Below are 18,641 nucleotides of genomic sequence, written 5' to 3' on the forward strand. Positions count from 1 at the left end.
TCGTTGAATTTGCTGCGATTTTAGGCTGTCTCCGTGGGCCGGCCCGTAGAATCTGCGGCTCCGCTGTGTTTTCGGCCCCTCATGACGCCTGCGCTGCCCATCCCTGATCGCCCGGTTCGCTTTGCCTTGGTCGGCTGTGGCCGCATTTCCAAGAACCATCGCGAGGCGATTGCGGCCCACGCCGGGCAGGCCGAGTTGGTGGCCGTTTGCGACACCGCGCCCGAGGCGCTGCAGGCGGCAATGGCGGCCACCGGGGTGCCAGGTTTTGCCTCGCTGGAGGCCTTGCTGGCGGGCTCTAATGCCGATGTCGTCGTGCTGGCCACGCCCTCGGGCCTGCACCCGCAGCAGGCGATGGCCGTGGCCGCCAGCGGGCGGCACGTGCTGTCCGAAAAGCCGATGGCGACCAAGTTCGAGGAAGGCATGGCCATGGTGCGGGCCTGCCTCGATGCCGGGGTGAAGCTCTTCGTCGTCAAGCAGAATCGACTCAACGCGACGGTGCAGCTGGTCAAACGCGCCATCGACGAGGGCCGCTTCGGTCGCATCTATATGAGCACGGTCAATGTGTTCTGGACCCGGCCGCAGAGCTATTACGACGCCGCGCCCTGGCGGGGCCGCTGGGATCTGGATGGCGGCGCCTTCATGAACCAGGCCAGCCATTACGTCGACCTGCTGGACTGGCTGGTCGGCCCGGTGGACAGCGTCCATGCCTACACGGCCACCTTGGCTCGCGACATCGAGGCCGAGGACACCGGCGTGATGAGCGTGCGCCTGCGCCACGGCGGCCTGGCCTCGATCAATGTGACCATGCTGACCTTCCCGCAGAACCTCGAAGGTTCGATCACCATCCTGGGCGAACGCGGCACGGTGAAGATCGGCGGCACCGCGGTGAACAAGATCGAGCATTGGCAGTTTGCCGATCCGCATCCCGATGATGTGGCTGTGCAGTCAGCCAGTTATGACTTGCAGCAGGGCGGCGGCAGCGTCTACGGCTTCGGCCATCCGCTCTATTACGACAACGTGATCCGCACGCTGCGCGGTGAAGCCAATGCCGCGGTGGACGGCTACGAAGGCCTGCGCTCGCTGGAAATCCTGATCGCCGCCTACCGCAGCGCCCGCGACGGCCAACGCGTCGGCCTGCCCCTCGTTTTTTGAATGCAATGATGAGCCCCCACATTCGCGGCTTCGCCGCTTCTCTGCCCCCCGAGGGGGCGCATGACGCCCTTGGGGCGGCCCGGCGAGCGACATGACTTACTGGAAACACGACAGCGCCATCGTCGACGAAGGCGCGCAACTCGGCGAGGGCACCAAGGTCTGGCACTTCGCCCATGTGAGCCCCGGCGCGCGCATCGGTGCGCGTTGTTCGCTGGGGCAGGGCGTGTACGTCGGCAATGACGTCAGCATCGGCAACAACGTGCGGGTGCAGAACAATGTGTCGGTCTATGACGCGGTGACGCTGGAAGACGATGTGTTCTGCGGCCCCAGCATGGTGTTCACCAATGTCTACAACCCGCGTGCCGCCGTGGCTCGCAAGAACGAGTACCGCCGCACGCTGGTGCGCGAGGGCGCCACGCTGGGCGCCAACTGCACGATTGTTTGCGGCAGCACCATCGGCCGCCATGCCTTCATCGGCGCCGGGGCGGTGGTGCAGAAGGATGTGCCCGACTTTGCGCTGATGGTCGGCGTGCCGGCGCGGCGCATCGGCTGGATGAGCCGCTATGGCGAACGGCTGAATTTCGACGGCGCCGAACAGATCGCCCGCTGCCCCCACAGCGGCGACGAATACCAACTGCGGGAGGGCGTCTGCGTCCTCGTCAAGCCAGGAAAGCTGCCGTGAGTGCCTTGCCCTTCATCGATCTGAAAGCCCAGTACGCGGCGCTGAAATCCAGCATCGATGCGCGCATCCAGCGTGTGCTCGACCATGGCCAGTACATCATGGGCCCCGAGGTCAAGGAGCTGGAGGCCCAGCTGGCCGCCTATGTGGGCGTCAAGCACTGCATCACCGTGTCCAGCGGCACCGAGGCGCTGCTGATCGCGCTGATGGCGCTGGACCTGAAGCCGGGTGACGAGGTCATCACCACGCCCTTCACCTTCGCGGCGACGGCCGAGGTCATCGTTCTGCTCGGCGGCGTGCCGGTGTTTGTGGATATCGAGCCCGATACCTGCAATATCGATGTGCGCCTGATCGAGGCGGCGATCACGCCGCGCACCCGCGCCATCATGCCGGTCAGCCTCTATGGCCAGGTCTGCGATATGGACGAGATCAACGCCATTGCGGCCCGCCATGGCGGCATTCCGGTGATCGAAGACGCGGCGCAGAGCTTTGGTGCCACGTACTTTGGGCCCCAAGACGCCAGTGGCGTCGCCCCCCAAGGGGAACTTGCCGGCTTGGGGCGTCCCGGCGCCGGCAATCACGGCCGCAAAAGCTGTGCGCTGTCGACCTTTGGCGCCACCAGCTTCTTCCCCAGCAAGCCGCTGGGCTGCTATGGCGATGGTGGCGCGCTGTTCACCGACGACGACGCGCTGGCCCAGGCGGCACGCGAGATCCGCGTGCACGGCCAGAGCCAGCGCTACACCCATACCCGGCTGGGCGTGGGCGGCCGCATGGACACGCTGCAATGCGCCATCGTGCTGGCCAAGCTGGAGCGTTTCGACTGGGAGATTGCCCAGCGCCTGCGCATCGGCGAGCGCTACCAGGAACTGCTGGCTGGCCTGCCGCTGCAGCGCCTGGCGGTGCGCGGCAATCGCGATTGCGTCTGGGCGCAGTTCACCTTGCAGGTTGAGCAGCGCGAGGCGGTGATCCAGTCGCTGAACGCTGCCGGCGTGCCGACGGCTATCCACTACCCGCGGCCGCTGCATCAGCAGCCGGCCTATGCCCATCTGCACGGGGGGCAGGCCTTGCCTCAGGCTGAACGCGCGGCCCAGCGGGTGATGAGCCTGCCGATGAGCGCCGACCTCAGCGAGGCGCAGCAGGACATGGTGGTGGCCGCGCTGAAGCGAGCCTTGGCCTGACCGTGGCGCTGCAGGGCTACAAGCTCGATGCCTTGCGGGCCCGCTGGCGCGCCCGCTGGCATGCGTGGCTGGGCCTGGAGGTGGGTGCCGGCGCGCAAATCCATCCCGGCGTGTTGCTGCGCCATGGCCCGGGCTCGGCGCTCGGGGCGCGCAGCGTGCTCTATCGCGACAGTCGCTTGCTCGCCACCGCGGGCGGCGGCTTTCGCATCGGCCGTGATTCGCATATCGCGCCGGGTGGTCATTTGCTGATCGGTGCACAGCTGCTGCTGATCGGCGACGACGTGGCCATCGGCCCGGGCCTGATGCTGTTCTGCGAATCGAACGCGCCGGCGGCGCAGGGGCTGCACCGCCAGCAGTACCGGCGCGCCGATGTGCGCATTGGCAGCAATGTCTTCATTGGCGCTCGCGTCACCGTGCTGCCGGGCAGCATCATCGACGACGGCGTGGTTGTGGCCGCGCATGCGCTGGTCGACGGCCATCTGACGGGCGGCTGGGTCTATGGCGGTTGCCCGGCCAAGCCGCTGCGCCGCCTGGATGGCGACAAGGCATGAGATCGCCGGTGGTCAGCGCGCTGCGCTGGTTTGATTTCGCCCGCGCCGCCTGGATGTATCTGCGTGGCGGCGAGGGCTGCCTGGATCAGTTTCGTGCCGAGTTCGCCGCCAGCCTCGGCATGCCGGCCGAGTCGGTCTGGCTGTTTGGCAGCGGCCGTGCGGCGCTGCATGCGCTGGTCGCAGCGCTGGCATTGAAGGCGGGCGATGAAGTGCTGTTGCCCGGCTATACCTGCGTCGTCGTGCCGAATGTCTTCATGCATCTGGGGCTTGGCGTTCGCTATGTCGACATCGAGGCCGGCGGCTTCAATCCCACGGCCGAGGCCATTGCAGCGGCGATTTCAGCGGCCACCCGGGTGGTGGTGGTGCCGCACAACTTTGGCCTGATCACCACCGGGCTGACGCAGTTGCGAGCGCGCTTTCCCGGCATCGTCTTCATCGAGGATGCCGCCCATGCCTGGGGGGCGCGCGAGGGCGCTGGCGGCGCCTTTGCCGGCACGCTGGGGCAGGGCGGCTTCTACAGTTTCGAGTACTCCAAATGCCTGAGCACCGGCCTGGGCGGCGCCTTGCTGATCGGCGATGAGGCACTGCGCCGGCGCTTTGTGGCCCCAGCGCTGCAGCGGCCGCGCGGCGGTGCGCTGGCGCGACAGGCACTGACACTGGCCTGGCATCGGCTGGTGGCCGCGCTGCCGGGGCCGGCGCTCGCTGCATTGCAAGTGCTGCTGCGCCTGCCTTCGCGCGCGCTGGGCCTGGTGGCGCAGACACCGGCCAGCGAGCTCAGCGGCGCCAGCCGGCCCAACTATGCGCAGGGCCTGCATCCGCTGGCCGCGGCGCTGGGCCTCTGCCAGTTGCGGCGTGCCGCCCGGCTCTGGGCGCTGCGAGACGCGCAGGCCAGGCGCTATGACGAGGTCTTTGCTGGATCTTCGCGTTTTGAGCGGCCGGCGCGCGCGGCCGGTGCCGTGCTGCTGCGCTATCCGCTGCGTTTGCGCCAGCCGGCCGAACGTGCCGCGCTGATGGCCGAGCTGAAGGCGCTGGGCATCATGGCCGATTGCTGGTTCGACGATGTGGTGCACCCGCGCGGCAGCCTGCGCCATGGCTACACGGCTGGCCAGTGCCCGGTGGGCGAGGCGGCGGCCGAGGCGGTGATCAATCTGCCGCTGGGCCTGCATGCGCAGCTGAGCGCCGCGCAATGGCGCGGCCTGCGCCGGCTGGCCGGGAGGGCCTGAGCCATGGCCTTGTCCGCCCGCCTGGCACCGGTGGCCAAGCTGGCCAGCGCCTCGGCCCTGGCCCAGCTGCTGCCCATGCTGGCCGCGCCGCTGCTGACGCGCTTCTATGGCGCCACGCTGCTGGGCCAATGGGCGCTGTTCGCCGCCGTGGCCGCCAATCTGGCCGTGATCGCCTGTGCGCGTTATGAGTACGCCATCGTGCTGCCGCGCCGCGAGGCCGAGGCCGGCCTGCTCTTGCGGCTCTGTCTGGCGATCACTGCTGCGCTGTCGCTGGCCTGCCTGCTGGCGGTCTTGCTGGCCTTGCCCTGGGCTGAGCGCCTCCCGGCCGTGCAGGCGCTGGGTGCCTGGTGGCTGGCGCTGCCGCTGATGCTGGCGGCCAGCGGACTGATGCAGGCGCTCACACTATGGAACAACCGCCAGCGCCGCTTTGGCGCGATTGCCCAGGCCCGCGTGCTGCAGCAGGGCCTGATGACACTGCTGCAGGTGCTGGGCATTGCCCTGGGCCAGGCGGCGGCGATGGCGGTGCTGATGCTTGCGCAGCTGCTCGGCGCCGTGGCGGCGCCGGCGCGGCTGCTGTGGGGGCAGGCGGCACCGCGCCGTGCCCAGCAGCGGCAACGCTCCTGGTCGGCCCGTTGGCGCAGCTGGCGCCGGCTGGCCCTTCGCTACCGGCAGTTCCCGCTGATCAACAGCCCCCATGCCTTTGTCAATGCGCTGCAGGAGACGGCGGTGATTGCCTTGATTGCCAGCCTGGCAGGTGCGGCGACGGCCGGCCATTACGCCATCATGCTGCGCCTGGTGAAGGCACCGGCCAGCCTCGTTGGCGGCGCGCTCTCGGAGGTCCTGCTCGGCGAGCTGGCCGCCGGCTGGCAGCGTCGTGAAGACCTGCGGCCACGGCTGCGCAAGGCCATCCGCTTGCTGGCGCTGGTGGCGCTGCTGCCGGCGGCGCTGCTTCTGCTGTTTGCGCCGCCCTTGTTCGGCTGGGCCCTGGGATCGGACTGGCAGGTGGCCGGCGACTATGCGCGCTGGCTGACGCCCTATGTGTTCTTTCACTTCATCGTGGCGCCGCTTACGGTGACGACCATGGTCACCGGCCGGCAGGCGCCGGCGCTGCTGTTCAGCCTGGTCGGCAATCTGGTCTATGTGCTGGCGCTGGCGCTGGGCTTGAAGCTGGGCGGCGACCTGCGCAGCGCGTTGGGGGCAATCTCGCTGGCGATGCCGGTCTATTTCGTCGCCTACCTGGCCTGGCTGGTGCATGGCAGTGATAACCGGCCAAGGGAGCGGGTGCAATGAGACTGGTCTTGATCGGCGATGGCGAAAGCCCGCACCTGCTGAAGTGGGCACGCACGCTGGCGCCGCAGCTGGAGCTGTGGGTGGCCTCCTCGCGCGGCTTTCTGCCTGAGCTGGCGGCACTGGTGCCGGCCGAGCGCCGCTATGCGATGAACACGCAGGCGGCGCACAGTGGCGGCAATGTGGCGGTGCTCAAGGGGCTGCCAGCCTTGGCGCGCTGGCTGCAGCAGGTCGATGCCGACTGGCTGCATGCCCACTACCTGACCTCGCATGGCACGCTGGCCTGGGCGGCACAGCGCGGCTGGCGGCTGCGCGCGCGCATCGCCGGCTCGGCCTGGGGCAGCGACATCCTGGTGACACCCAAGCAAGGCTGGGCCTATCGCTGGCTGACCCGCCGCGTGTTGCGTGCCTGTGCGATCTGCACCTCGGATTCCGAGCACATGACGGCCGAGATGAAGCGGCTCGGCGCCGGCGAGGTGATGACCTTTCCCTTCGGCCTCGAAGCGCTGCCCAAACAGGGCGCGAAGAAGCAGCCCTGGCTGTTCTTTGCCAACCGCGGCCTGGAGCCGATCTACCGGCCCGAGCGGGTGATCGCCTGCTTTGCGGCGATTGCCGCACAGCAGTCCGAGGCGCGCTTGATCGTCGCCAACGACGGTTCGCTGCGCGCCGCGCTGCAGGCGCAGGTGCAGGCGCTGGGCCTGAGCGATCGGGTCGAGTTCGTCGGCCGGCTTGATGCGCGCAGCCAGGGCGGCTGCTATGCGCGGGCACGCTGGTATCTGAGCCTGCCGCAAAGCGATTCGGTCTCGGTCTCGGTGCTGGAGGCGATGGCGCATGAATGCCTGCCCCTGCTCTCGGACCTGCCGGCCAATCACGAGTTGATGCGCAGCGGCCATGGCCTGGTGCTGGCCGAGGGCGATGATTTCCAGTCGCTGGCCCAGCGCCTGCAAGCGCGGCTGGCGACGGCCGATGCCGAGGGCGCAGACAATCGCGCCTGGGTGGCCGAACATGGCCTGTTTCCACCCGCCGTGCAGCGCTTTCTGAAGGCGCTGCAGGCCATTGATGCGCGCGACTCGGCGCGCTCCTCGCGATGAATCTGCTGCTGATCAATCACTACGCTGGCTCGCCTCGGCATGGCATGGAGTACCGGCCCTTCTACCTGGCGCGGGAATGGGTGCGGGCCGGCCACCGGGTGCAGATCCTGGCCGCCGCGCACTCGCATGTGCGCGCGACGCAGCCGGTGGTCGGCGCCGCGCCGCTCGACGAAGTGATCGAGGGCATCGCCTATCGCTGGTACCCGACGCCACACTACCAGGGCAATGGCCTGGGCCGGGTGAGGAACATCTGGGCCTTCTGCCGCCAGGTCTGGGTCGAGGCGCGGCGCCTGGTGCGCGAGTTCTGGCCCGATGTGGTGATCGCCTCCAGCACCTATCCGATGGATGTCTGGGTGGCGCGGCGCGTCGCCCGCCTGGCCGGCGCCAAGCTGGTTTACGAGGTGCATGATCTCTGGCCGCTGTCGCCGATCGAACTCTCGGGCATGTCGCCTCGACATCCCTTTGCCTTGATGTGCCAGAAGGCCGAGAACGATGCCTACCGCGATGCCGATGTCGTCGTCTCCATGCTGCCCAAGGTGCAGGACCATATGCGCGCCCACGGGCTGGACTTGCGCAAGCTGGTCATCGTGCCCAATGGCATCACGCTGGATGAGTGGCAGGGGCAGGGCGCCGCGCTGGGCGCCGAATTGGATGCTGAGCTGGCCGCGCATCTGCAGGCGCAGCGTGCGGCGGGTCGGCTGGTGCTGGGCTATGCCGGCTCTCATGGCTTGCCCAATGCGCTGGATGTGTTGCTCGATGCTGCCCGGCTGCTCAAGGACGAGCCGCTGGCCATCGTCATGGTCGGTGGCGGGCACGAGCGTGAGCGCCTGCAGGCGCGGGTGCGTGCCGAGGGCCTGGCCAATGTCGCCATGTTCCCGCCAGTGCCCAAGGCGCAGATCCCGACGCTGCTGGCTGCCTTCGACATCGCCTATATCGGCTGGCAGCGCACGCCGATCTACCGCTTCGGCATCGCGCCGAACAAGCTGATGGATTACATGATGGCCGAGCGGCCGGTGCTGCATTCGGTCGAGGCCGGCAACGACCCGGTCGCCGAGGCCGGCGCCGGCCTGACGGTGGCGCCGGAAGACGCCGCGGCCGTGGCCGATGGCGCCCGGCGGCTCGCGGCGCTGAGTGCAGGCGAGCGTGCTGCCATGGGCCGCCGCGGCCGCGCCTTTGTGCTGGCCGAACACACCTACCCGGTGCTGGCCGAGCGCTTCCTGTCCGCCTTGCGCTGAGCACCAGGCGCCCATGCCCGACAATCACGCCTTTCTCCATTTCTGACCGATACCGAGCCCGCCATGAGTGCCCAGCCCTTTTTGCCGTTTGCCCTGCCCGAGATCGGCGAGGAAGAGATTGCCGAGGTGGTGGACACGCTGCGCTCCGGCTGGGTGACCACCGGGCCGAAGGCCAAGCGCTTCGAGCAGGCTTTTGCCGAGTTCCTGGCCGAACCGCAGATCGAGTGCATTGCCGTCAACTCGGCTACCGCCGGCCTGCACCTGGCGCTGGAGGCGCTGGGCATAGGCCCGGGCGACGAAGTCATCACCACCACCCACACCTTCACTGCGACGGCCGAGGTGGTGCGCTATCTGGGCGCCGATGTGGTGCTGGTCGACATCGACCCAGCCACGCTGAACATCGACCCCAAGCTGGTCGAGGCGGCGATCACGCCGCGCACCAAGTGCATCGTGCCGGTGCACTATGCCGGCCTGGCGGTCGACATGCTGGCTATCCTCGACATCGCCCGCAAGCACGGCCTGCGCGTTGTTGAAGACGCCGCCCATGCCTTGCCGACGACGCTGGAGCGCGAGCTGATCGGCACCATGGGCAGCGATGCGACAGTGTTCAGCTTCTACGCCAACAAGACGATGACGACCGGCGAGGGCGGCATGCTGGTGACGCGCAATGCCGAGCTGGCCAAGCGCGCCCGCGTGATGCGCCTGCACGGCATGAACCGCGATGCCTTTGATCGCTTCACCGCCAAGGTGCCGAGCTGGTATTACGAGATCGTCGCCCCGGGCTTCAAGTACAACCTGACCGATATCGCCGCCGCGCTGGGTCTGCACCAGCTCAAGCGCCTGCCGGCCTTCCAGCAGCGCCGCGAGCAGATCGCCGAGGTCTATAACGAGGCCTTTGCCGATCTGCCCTTGATCTTGCCGCCGGCCGCGCCCGAGGGCGATGTGCACTCCTGGCACCTGTACGTGCTGCGTCTGGCCGACGCTGCCGAGATCGAGCGTGATGCCTTCATCGAAGCGATGTTTGCCCGTGGCATCGGCTGCTCGGTGCACTACATCCCGCTGCATCTGCAGCCCTACTGGCGCGATCGCTACGGCCTCACGCCCGAGCAGTTCCCGCATTCGCAAAAGGCCTACGAGCGCACCGTCAGCATCCCGCTTTACACGGCGATGACTGACGCCGATGTGCAGCGGGTGATTGCCGCAGTGCGCGGCATCCTGCTGGGCGACTGACTAGCAGCTCCACGACGCCATGGCCAAACGGCTCTTTGACATCATCGCCTCGGCACTGGGCCTGCTGCTGCTGGCGCCGGTGCTGCTGGTGCTGGCGCTGTGGGTGCGGCTCGACTCACCCGGCCCGGCGCTGTTCCGCCAGCAGCGGGTGGGGCGCTTTGGCAAGCCTTTCATGATCCACAAATTCCGCACCATGCGTGTCGCTGCCGAACAGCAGGGGCCGCTGATCACCATCGGCGCCGATCAACGCATCACCGCCGCCGGCCAGGTGCTACGCCGCTACAAGCTCGATGAACTACCGCAACTCTGGGACGTGCTGCGCGGCGCGATGAGCCTGGTCGGGCCGCGACCGGAGGTGCCGAGGTATGTGGCGCTGTATCCAGAGGAACTGAGACGCATTGTGTTGTCGGTGCGGCCGGGGATCACGGATCCGGCCTCACTGGCGTTCAGCGCTGAGGCTGACGAGCTGGCCAAGGCGCCGGACCCGGAAAAGGCCTACCGCGATTCCGTTCTGCCGCGAAAGCTTGAGATGGCTGCTGGCTATGTTTTAACTGCGGGTTTGCGTAGCGATATCCAGCTGCTCTTCAAAACCATGGGCAAGCTGTGGGGGAAGCGATGAGCAAGGCAAGCGGCCCCATGTCCTCGCCGGGCACATTGAGCGCCTGGCACCGGCTGGACAGGCAGCTGGCACGAATCCGGCCATTCAGGGAGCGACTGTCGCTGCTGTTCGATGCCTTTGTCATCGTGCTGGCATGGAACGCAACCTACCTGTTTCGCCTCGGTTTCGAGCGCTGGCTGAGTGCCAGGCCCAGCTACGACAGCCTCGTGCTGGGCGGTGTCGTCCTGGTCTACTTGATTGTGTTTTGGCTCGCTCGCGTGCCGCAGGCAATGTGGCGTTTTTCTGGCTTTGGCGAGGCGCAGCGGCTGACCGTGGCGTGTGCCATCGCGGGCCTCATCAGCGCCGTTGCGGTGTTGATGGCGCAACTTAGCCAGATACCACGTTCGGTGCTGGTGTTGCATCCGGTGTTTGCGCTGTTCGGCCTGTGCGCGATGAGAATCGTCTACCGGATGCTGTACGAGCACTTGCGCGAACGGATCACCGGGACCAACCAGGACATTCGGTATGCGCTGGTCATGGGCGCAGGCGATGCCGCCCGACTGCTATTGGCCGGCATACATCGTCAAGGCTGGACGGTGGTGGGCTTGCTGGACGACGCGCCTGAAAAGCAAGGTGCGAGGCTGGCTGGGGTTCCAGTGCTCGGTCGACTTGAGGATGTAGGGCGCGATGACATTCTGGCCGGCGTCACCCACATCGTCGTCGCCATGCCTTCAGCCAGCTTGCAGGCGCGGCGGCACGCCATCGAGCTGGCATCGGCAACTGGGTTGCCTGTGCTGACTGTTCCCTCGTCAGAACAGTTGCGAGACGGCCGGGCTGGCCTTGCGGTTCGTGATGTCGAGCCCGAGGACGTGTTGGGCAGGGATCCGGTGCAACTAGATGAGGCAGGCATTCGCGATGGCCTGAGCGCCCGAACGGTGCTCATCACCGGGGCGGGCGGCAGCATCGGTGGCGAATTGTGCCGCCAGGTGGCGGCTTGCCCAGTGGCACGCCTGGTGCTGCTTGAACAGTCTGAATTCAACCTCTACAGCATCGAGCAGGAGTTGCTGGCGCGATTCCCGTCAATTGAAGTTGTCGCGCTGATGGGGGACGTGAAGGATGAGGCGCTGTTGGAGCGAGTTTGGGCCCGGTGGCAACCCCAGGTGGTGTTTCACGCCGCTGCCTACAAGCATGTGCCCATGATGGAGACGCACAATGCTTTGCTGGGCCTGCGGAACAACACCGAAGGGACCTACAAGGTCGGCATGGTGTCCGCCCGTCATGGCGTTGAAAGGGTGGTGCTCATCAGCACCGACAAGGCGGTCAACCCCAGCAACATCATGGGCGCAACCAAGCGCGCAGCGGAAATCGTCTTCTCTGCACTGGCCGAGGCTTATCCGGCAACCCGTTTTCTGGCCGTTCGCTTTGGCAATGTCCTGGGCTCAAGTGGCAGTGTCATTCCAAGGTTCAAAGAGCAAATCCGTCAGGGTGGACCGGTGACGGTGACGCATCCGGACATCATTCGCTACTTCATGACGATTCCCGAGGCGGCTCGTCTGGTGTTGCAAGCCGGGCAGGTGGGGCTGAGCGGCCAGGTGCTGGTGCTGGACATGGGTGAGCCCGTTCGTATCGTCGACTTGGCCAGGCAGTTGATCCGTCTGAGCGGGCATCAGGAAGGCGAGATAAGGATCGTCTTCACCGGTCTGCGCCCGGGCGAGAAGCTGTACGAGGAACTGCTTGTCGATGCTGAGACGACGGTCGAGGCGCCCGCTGCGGGCTTGCGCATTGCCAAACTGCTCCAGGCGCCTTCGCTGGCTATGATCCAGGCTTGGCTGGAGGACATCGGGCTGTTGGACGCTGCTGACGATCGTGCCGTCAGATTGCATCTGATGAAATTGGTTCCGGAGTTTCGCAGCAGTTCATCGCCGGCAGCCTCATGAGACTTTCGCCCTCCGTCAAGGCGCAGGTGAGAATTGCGCGCTGTTTCGCGTCCTGCCTGCCTCCTAGAGGTTTCCACAGAATGAGAGTTCATTACCGCATGGGTCGATTGCTGCAAGGCTTTGTTGGCGCTGTGCTGCTGCTTGCTTGCGCAGTGGTGACGGCCCAACCAGCACTGGATGCCGCGCGCGCTGCGCGCACTGTGCCGGCTGCACTTCAGGCGCTCGGCATTAGTGAAACAGAAGCGACCAAGCGTGTCCTGATCGACGTGCCGGATATCGTCGATCAGAAATCGGGAGCCTGGTTGAAGATCCGTAGTGAGGTGCCAGGAACCGATCTGGTTCTGGTGCTGGCAGAACGCGAGATTCCTCCTTTGCTGCATCTGGACGAGTTTGCACCGACGCAAGGCGACGTCGCCAAGCTAAAACTAAAGCTCAGTAAGACAAGTCGCCTGAGAGTTATTGTGCGAGCCTCAAACAAGTACTTTGTGGTTGCAAAGGAAGTAAAGGTAGCCCGGGAAGAGACGGTGACCAGGTGATGTGCACTTTTGCTACAAGCATTGACAGAGCAGAGGTGCTGCTGGGCATGAACGGGACGGGGGGCTGCCATGACTGAACCAATGTTTCAGGAACAGCGCCTAGGCGAACTCCTGTTGACTCGAGGCTTGATCACTGCGGCCGATCTTGAACGCGCACTGGCAGTTCAAGGTCAATACGGTGTCCGCCTTGGGAAGATGCTGGTGCGCCTTGGTGCCATCTCAGAAGACAGTCTGCTGCCTGTGCTGGCAGATCAATTGGCTACGCCGCTGTTGAGCGAAGAGGAGTTCTCGCGATTTGGTGCAGATGCAGCACGCACGGCTGACTATCTCGGTATCGACAGGGCCTGGTTCGTCGAGCGTGAACTGCTGGTCTTTGAGAGCAGTGACGGCGTCATCCACTGTGCCTCGCGCCAGCCGCAGGACTCTTTTGTCCAGGAGACTCTGGCTGCTGCCAGCAAGGGCCATGAACTCTGTTGGCGTCTGCTGCGCACGCGCGATGCTGAGGCCGTTGGAAAGTTCATGCTTCGCCAGGAGGAATCAGGCGGGAGTTTCGATGATGTGGCCCACCTTCGCGAGATGGCCGAGGAGGCGCCAGTCATTGATCTGGTGAATGGCCTGTTGGCGCAGGCTGCGGATGTCAATGCCTCGGACATCCATGTCGAGCCAGAGGAGCGCGAGTTCTTCGTTAGGTTTCGGGTCGACGGTGTTTTGCAGACGCGAGGCAGCTTCCCAAGTGAGCGTTTTGCTGCAGTGGCATCACGCATCAAGTTGGTCTCGGGCCTGGATATCGCTGAGCGCCGCTTGCCTCAAGATGGACGTATCACGTTGCGGGTGAGTGGCGTTGACATGGACGTCCGGGTTTCTGTGGTGCCTGGGGTTCACGGTGAATCCATCGTGATGCGCCTGCTGCCCAAGGATCGCGGTGCGCTGAGCCTGGAGCGGCTGGGCATGGAGGCAGATCACCTGCAACTTTTCCGCCGCTGGCTGAAAGAGCCAAACGGTATCGTGTTGGTCACTGGCCCTACCGGTTCGGGCAAGAGTACGACACTTTACGGCGCGCTGGCCGAGATGAATGACCGTGAAGGCAAGATCATCACGGTTGAGGATCCGGTCGAATACCGGATGAAGGGGGTGACTCAGATACAGACCCAGGCCGAAATTGGCTACACATTCTCCAGAGCGCTACGCGCCGTGTTGCGGCAGGACCCCGACGTAATCATGATCGGTGAGGTGCGTGATCTGGAAACTGCGGAGATCGCAGTTCAATCGGCGCTCACGGGCCACCTGGTCTTTTCGACCTTGCACACCAATGATGCCCTGTCCGCATTTACCCGCCTGATCGACATGGGTGTTGAACCTTTCCTGGTTGCATCGTCAGTGCGCGCCGTCGAGGCGCAGCGATTGGTGAGGCGCCTATGTCCACAGTGCGCCACTCCGGTCGCGCTGTCGCCGGCCTTCGCCGACATGATCGAGGCTGCGACGCGACGTCATCCGCAGGTTTTTGACGGAAATGCACGATGGCGGGCGGGGGCAGGCTGTTCGGCCTGCCATCACACCGGCTATCGGGGTCGCTTGGGCGTCTACGAGCTTGTCATGGTCACGCCCGCGATGCAGTCGGCCATCATGCAGCGTCGTCCGGCTCAGGAACTGATCGATATCGCGCTGGCCGGAGGCTACCGTTCGCTGTGGGAGGATGCCCTGATCAAGGCGTGGCGTGGCGAGACCAGCCTCGATGAGGTGCTGCGCATCGCTGGTCATGGCAGCGTCGAGGGCATTTGAGCGTGGACTTCAGCTATGAAGCGGTAGGCAAGGATGGCCGCACCTTCACGGGCGTGATCGAGGCCGGCAGTCAAGCCGAGGCGATGCGGGTGCTGCGCGAGCAGGAACTCACGCCCGTCACGTTGGTGCTCGCTAGCGTGACAGCCGGCGCCGCGAAATCGAACCGTCGGCAGCGTAGCGCATCGCGTGACAGCCTGGTCATCGCATTGCGCGAACTGGCAACGTTGCTGCAAGCCGGCGTGACTTTGGCCGAGTCGGTCGAATCGATGGCTTCCGCTCATGCCGCGACTCAGCTGGGCGAGGCCTTTGGCTCTGTGCACTCGCAGTTGCGTGCGGGCACCGCCTTCTCCGAGGCATTGCGTAGCTCGGCCTTGGCACTTCCCGAATACGTTTACCAACTCAGTGCAGCCGGCGAGTTGACCGGCAAGTTGGCCCAGTCACTGCAGAGCGCGGCCGAGCAAATGGAGTACGAGCAGCGGGTACGCAAGGAGATGGTAAACGCCCTTGTCTATCCCTGCATCCTGGTCCTTTCTGGCCTCGCCGCGACCCTGTTGATCTTCATCGTCGTTGTTCCGCGATTTACCAACTTGCTGAAGAATGGCAAAGCCCAACTGCCGGAAATTTCCGTCTGGGTGCTCAAGTCCGGTCTGTTCGTCAAGGAGAACCTTCTGTGGTTCGGCCTTGGGGCACTGGGTCTTGCCCTCTTGGCTGCCGTTCTTGGGTCTTCGTCCGCATTCAGGCGCGGGGCTCTCAACACGCTTGCTCGCGCGCCCTTGTTGGGAGACTGGCTTCACAGTGCGGAAATAGGGCGCTGGTCGACCATGCTCGGGACGCTGCTGGCAAATCGGGTCGCGATCATGCGAGCGATGGAACTCGCAGCGGCATCGGTACAGATTGATGTCATCGCGAACCGCCTGAGTCTGGTGGAGCGTGACGTCAGGGCAGGGAAGAAGTTGGCTGAGTCACTCGCGTTTCATCGCACCGTCAGCGCCATGGGGGTGAATCTGGTGCGAGTCGGAGAGCGCACTGGAGAGCTTCCCGAGATGCTGAAGACGATGGGTCGGATCTATGCCGATGCCGGGCGTGAACGGATGAAGCGCTTTCTGGTCCTGCTTGAGCCGATTACCATTCTGCTTGTCGGATGTGCGATCGGCTTCATCATGATCGCCATCATGTTGGCCATCACCAGCCTATCTACTCAAAGTCTATGAACAGAATCGAAGAAACAAGTGCAGCTCGATTGCAAAAGGGCTTTACTCTGATTGAACTGCTGGTGGTGCTGGTCATCATTGGCCTCCTGGCTGGTCTGGTTGCGCCCAAGTTCATGAATCGCGCGGACGGTGCCAAGGTGTCGACAGCGCAGGCGCAGATCAAGATGCTGCGCGGAGCGCTGGAGACGATGCGCCTCGATATCGGCCGGTTCCCGACGGCCACGGAGGGACTGGCGCTTCTGAATGAAGCTCCCAAGGATGAACGTCTAGCTGGCAAGTGGAAAGGGCCCTACCTGTCCGACGCCCTGCCCAGTGACCCATGGGGGAACCCGTATCAATATGCGGTGCCGGGCGCCTCAGGTCAGCCTTTTGCCCTCTACTCTTTTGGTGCGGATGGCAAGCGTGGTGGCGAAAGTTTTGATGCCGACGTGGGATTGCTGCCGCAGTGATGGCATCGGGCCGCGCCCAGTGCGTCCCCGCATGAATCCGCGTCGGCATGCTGCCGGCTTCACCTTGATCGAGTTGCTGGTCGTGCTGGCCCTGATGGGGCTGGTGGGGGCCATGGTCTTGCCGAACCTCCAGCGCGTCACCGGGCAGCTGGAATACGCGACCCAACGCGACCGACTGTTCGCTGATCTCAGCAGTCTTGGGTATCGGGCTTTTGTTCTGGGGCAGGGGTTCACGCTTCGCGAGGAGTCGGCGGTGCAGATTCTGGCTGACGGCAATCCGATCCTTGTTCTGCCGCAAGGCTGGCGGCTCCAGGTCCCGAAGCCGGTCGAGTTCCGTTTCAACGGCACCTGCTCTGGCGGTCAGGTTTCCCTGATCAATGAAGACGGTGCTAGGCATGACTTCAGACTGAGTCCCGTGAGCTGCGAAGTGAATGTCAATGCGCCTGGCACACCATAGAGGATTTACGCTGATCGAGGCCATCGTTGCCCTGGTGATCATCTCCGGTGCCGGGATGGCATTGTTCAGCTGGATCAACGAAAGCATTGTTGCGCTGCGACGTGTCGAAGAGGCCAATGCGCGTAACGCGGCTCAGGCTAACGTGCTCGAGTACATGCAGTCCATCAACCCGATGCAAAAGCCGGATGGCGACGCTGATCTGGGTGGCTATCGAATCAGCTGGCATGCCGATGTGATTGGCGCCCCGGTGGATCCGGGCGGGATGGGGCTCAATGGCGGGCTCTATCAATATGGCCTTTACGACATGCAGATCAAGGTCACTCGAGACCGTGCCGAGCGGTGGTTCGACCTGCGGATGCGGCTGGTCGGCTTTCGTAAGGTTCGTGAGCAGGTGCTGCCACTATGAGTGGGCGTCGGTTCAGTCGGGTCTGCATGCACGGTTTCAGCCTGATGGAACTGCTTGTGGTGATGGTGATCGTCGGCCTGCTTAGCTCCATCCTTCTGCAGGCGCTCAGCCAGGTTTATCGCCTGGAAGAGCGGTTCACGACTCAGTTGCAGGGTGGGCAGCGCGGCGTCATGCAGGAAGATTGGTTGCGGCAGGTGCTTCAGTCTTTGGTGCCTGCATCTGCCACTTCGTCTGAGCGCTTGCAAGGCTCCGATTCGCGCTTGCAGGCGGTGACCCTCGCACCCCTGACGCGCGCACCTGGTGCAGCGACCGCTGTGACGCTGGAGTTGGCGTCGAGCGGCCGTGGCGGGAACCTCGTGCTCGGCTACAAAGACGATGCCGGCACATTTGCATTGATGGATGCCGGACGGGAGGCCAGCTTTGTGTATGTGGACGAGGCCGGTATGGAGCATGGGCAATGGCCGCCATTGAGTGGTGCGCACCCACCTTTGCCATCCGCCGTCATGCTCAGGAGCGTTCGACCCGAAGGTGTTCAGCTGCAGGTGGTGGTGCCGCGCATCACGTTGCCGCCGCAAGTGCTGATGCCGCTGGACTTGGCAGGAAAGCAATGAGCAGAAGAGCTGTCCAGCAGGGCTTTGTCTTGCCCATGACCTTGTGGATATTGGCGGCGATCACCATTGCCGCCAGCTACTTTGCTCTGCGCGTGCATCAGGCGCTAGACCTGGCCCGGCAGCAGCAATTGCATGTGGAGGCCTTGCTTGATGTGAGCGATACGCGCGCTGCCTTGTTATTCAGGTTGGCGAGCACGCCGATGACGGTGCGCGGGCTGGGGGTTGGCGCGGACCTGCTTGTCTTGGACAACCGCCCGTACCGGACAGATCAGGGCTATGTGCAGCTTCAGGATGCGCGCGGTCTGCTCAATCTTGCCACCTTCGGTGATGAGCAGATGGATCGCCTGCTGGGTAGTTTCGATATCCCGCCGCCGCGTCGCAGCGGCCTGACTGACAAGCTGCGGGACTATATCGATGCAGACAACTTGAAGCGCCTCAACGGTGCGGAAGAGCCTGAATATCGTTCACGTGGCCTGCCGCCGCCCCGTAACGCGCCACTGCTGAGCAGCGAGGAACTGCGCGCGATCCTCGACTGGTCCGACGAAGCGACGCTCTGGAAGCCGGGCCGGACTGTGTCTGACTTTTGCATTATCGGTGACGACTCTGGCATCAATCCGAACACTGCGCCGGCCGAGGTGCTGATGACGCTACCGGGCATGACCAAGGAGTTGGTTGCCTGGGTGATGGAGCGACGCAAGATTGAGCCCGTTGATGTGGCACTGCTGGACAGGTTGGCTGGTACCGGCCTGATTCAGATTCCGCCCATCGTTGTTGCATTTCCGGGCAGCAATCTGCGCGTCACCCAGCAGTCAGACGGCCTGAATTGGGCGCTCAGATACAATGTCAGATTGACACCGCGGGGCAACGTGTCGCCTTGGCAGATTTCCGCCTTTCATCGCATTGAAAGAAACCTCGTCGATCCCCGTGCAAGCAATCACTCTGAAATCCGCCCACTCCCGGCGCTTCCAAATCAGCCTGCCTCGGCGCCGCTCCGTCCTTTCGGTTGAAGGCCTCAGCCCTGCGCAGGGCAG

Annotated in this window: 19 protein-coding genes; all 19 read left to right on the forward strand. The window is 64.7% G+C overall.

Annotated features, from left to right (window positions below; genetic code table 11):
- Positions 1–81: 81 nt before the first annotated feature.
- The 19 genes from RQP53_RS18270 to RQP53_RS18360 all read left to right on the forward strand — a co-directional run bounded on the left by RQP53_RS18270 (position 82) and on the right by RQP53_RS18360 (position 18,617).
- Positions 82–1,152 (forward strand): Gfo/Idh/MocA family protein, encoded by a 1,071-nt coding sequence (locus RQP53_RS18270; protein ID WP_315652114.1) that lies wholly within the window; start codon positions 82–84, stop codon positions 1,150–1,152.
- A gap of 91 nt (positions 1,153–1,243) precedes the next feature.
- Positions 1,244–1,834 carry an acyltransferase gene (locus RQP53_RS18275; RefSeq protein WP_315652115.1) on the forward strand — a complete coding sequence of 197 codons (591 nt, stop codon included), beginning with the start codon at positions 1,244–1,246 and terminating at the stop codon, positions 1,832–1,834.
- A gap of 5 nt (positions 1,835–1,839) precedes the next feature.
- Positions 1,840–3,009 carry a DegT/DnrJ/EryC1/StrS family aminotransferase gene (locus tag RQP53_RS18280; RefSeq protein WP_315652255.1) on the forward strand — a complete coding sequence of 390 codons (1,170 nt, stop codon included), beginning with the start codon at positions 1,840–1,842 and terminating at the stop codon, positions 3,007–3,009.
- A gap of 2 nt (positions 3,010–3,011) precedes the next feature.
- Entirely contained in the window at positions 3,012–3,560 is a 549-nt protein-coding gene (locus tag RQP53_RS18285) for an acyltransferase (RefSeq protein WP_315652116.1), read from the forward strand.
- Positions 3,557–4,783, forward strand: a complete 1,227-nt coding sequence (locus RQP53_RS18290) for a DegT/DnrJ/EryC1/StrS family aminotransferase (RefSeq protein WP_315652117.1) — start codon at positions 3,557–3,559, stop codon at positions 4,781–4,783. The genes RQP53_RS18285 and RQP53_RS18290 overlap by 4 nt, the downstream gene beginning before the upstream one ends.
- Positions 4,784–4,786: 3 nt before the next feature.
- Positions 4,787–6,073 carry a lipopolysaccharide biosynthesis protein gene (locus tag RQP53_RS18295; protein ID WP_315652118.1) on the forward strand — a complete coding sequence of 429 codons (1,287 nt, stop codon included), beginning with the start codon at positions 4,787–4,789 and terminating at the stop codon, positions 6,071–6,073.
- Entirely contained in the window at positions 6,070–7,161 is a 1,092-nt protein-coding gene (locus RQP53_RS18300) for a glycosyltransferase (protein ID WP_315652119.1), read from the forward strand. The genes RQP53_RS18295 and RQP53_RS18300 overlap by 4 nt, the downstream gene beginning before the upstream one ends.
- Positions 7,158–8,396, forward strand: coding sequence for a glycosyltransferase family 4 protein (locus tag RQP53_RS18305; protein ID WP_315652120.1), 1,239 nt, complete (start codon positions 7,158–7,160; stop codon positions 8,394–8,396). Before RQP53_RS18300 ends, RQP53_RS18305 begins: the two co-directional genes overlap by 4 nt.
- A gap of 63 nt (positions 8,397–8,459) precedes the next feature.
- Positions 8,460–9,626, forward strand: a complete 1,167-nt coding sequence (locus RQP53_RS18310; protein ID WP_315652121.1) for a DegT/DnrJ/EryC1/StrS family aminotransferase — start codon at positions 8,460–8,462, stop codon at positions 9,624–9,626.
- 19 nt (positions 9,627–9,645) lie between these two features.
- Positions 9,646–10,245, forward strand: coding sequence for a sugar transferase (locus tag RQP53_RS18315; RefSeq protein WP_315652122.1), 600 nt, complete (start codon positions 9,646–9,648; stop codon positions 10,243–10,245).
- Positions 10,242–12,161 (forward strand): polysaccharide biosynthesis protein, encoded by a 1,920-nt coding sequence (locus RQP53_RS18320; protein ID WP_315652123.1) that lies wholly within the window; start codon positions 10,242–10,244, stop codon positions 12,159–12,161. Before RQP53_RS18315 ends, RQP53_RS18320 begins: the two co-directional genes overlap by 4 nt.
- Before the next feature lie 80 nt (positions 12,162–12,241).
- On the forward strand, positions 12,242–12,697 hold the full coding sequence (locus RQP53_RS18325; RefSeq protein ID WP_315652124.1) for a thiosulfate oxidation carrier protein SoxY: 456 nt from the start codon (positions 12,242–12,244) through the stop codon (positions 12,695–12,697).
- A 69-nt stretch (positions 12,698–12,766) separates the two neighbouring features.
- On the forward strand, positions 12,767–14,476 hold the full coding sequence (locus tag RQP53_RS18330) for a GspE/PulE family protein (RefSeq protein WP_315652125.1): 1,710 nt from the start codon (positions 12,767–12,769) through the stop codon (positions 14,474–14,476).
- Positions 14,477–14,478: 2 nt separating this feature from the next.
- A complete protein-coding gene (locus tag RQP53_RS18335; protein WP_315652126.1) occupies positions 14,479–15,687 on the forward strand; it encodes a type II secretion system F family protein in 1,209 nt (402 codons plus the stop codon).
- Positions 15,684–16,136 (forward strand): type II secretion system major pseudopilin GspG, encoded by a 453-nt coding sequence (gene gspG, locus RQP53_RS18340; protein ID WP_315652127.1) that lies wholly within the window; start codon positions 15,684–15,686, stop codon positions 16,134–16,136. The genes RQP53_RS18335 and gspG overlap by 4 nt, the downstream gene beginning before the upstream one ends.
- A 31-nt stretch (positions 16,137–16,167) precedes the next feature.
- Positions 16,168–16,593 (forward strand): pilus assembly FimT family protein, encoded by a 426-nt coding sequence (locus tag RQP53_RS18345; RefSeq protein WP_315652128.1) that lies wholly within the window; start codon positions 16,168–16,170, stop codon positions 16,591–16,593.
- The gene (locus RQP53_RS18350) at positions 16,574–16,999 is read left to right on the forward strand and encodes a type II secretion system protein (RefSeq protein WP_315652129.1); all 426 of its coding nucleotides are present in this window, start codon (positions 16,574–16,576) and stop codon (positions 16,997–16,999) included. The genes RQP53_RS18345 and RQP53_RS18350 overlap by 20 nt, the downstream gene beginning before the upstream one ends.
- A 26-nt stretch (positions 17,000–17,025) precedes the next feature.
- Positions 17,026–17,610 carry a prepilin-type N-terminal cleavage/methylation domain-containing protein gene (locus RQP53_RS18355; protein ID WP_315652130.1) on the forward strand — a complete coding sequence of 195 codons (585 nt, stop codon included), beginning with the start codon at positions 17,026–17,028 and terminating at the stop codon, positions 17,608–17,610.
- Positions 17,607–18,617, forward strand: coding sequence for a type II secretion system minor pseudopilin (locus RQP53_RS18360; protein ID WP_315652131.1), 1,011 nt, complete (start codon positions 17,607–17,609; stop codon positions 18,615–18,617). The genes RQP53_RS18355 and RQP53_RS18360 overlap by 4 nt, the downstream gene beginning before the upstream one ends.
- The last annotated feature ends 24 nt before the right edge of the window (positions 18,618–18,641 follow it).

Source organism: Roseateles aquae (assembly GCF_032337115.1).
Lineage (GTDB): Bacteria > Pseudomonadota > Gammaproteobacteria > Burkholderiales > Burkholderiaceae_C > Roseateles_C > Roseateles_C aquae.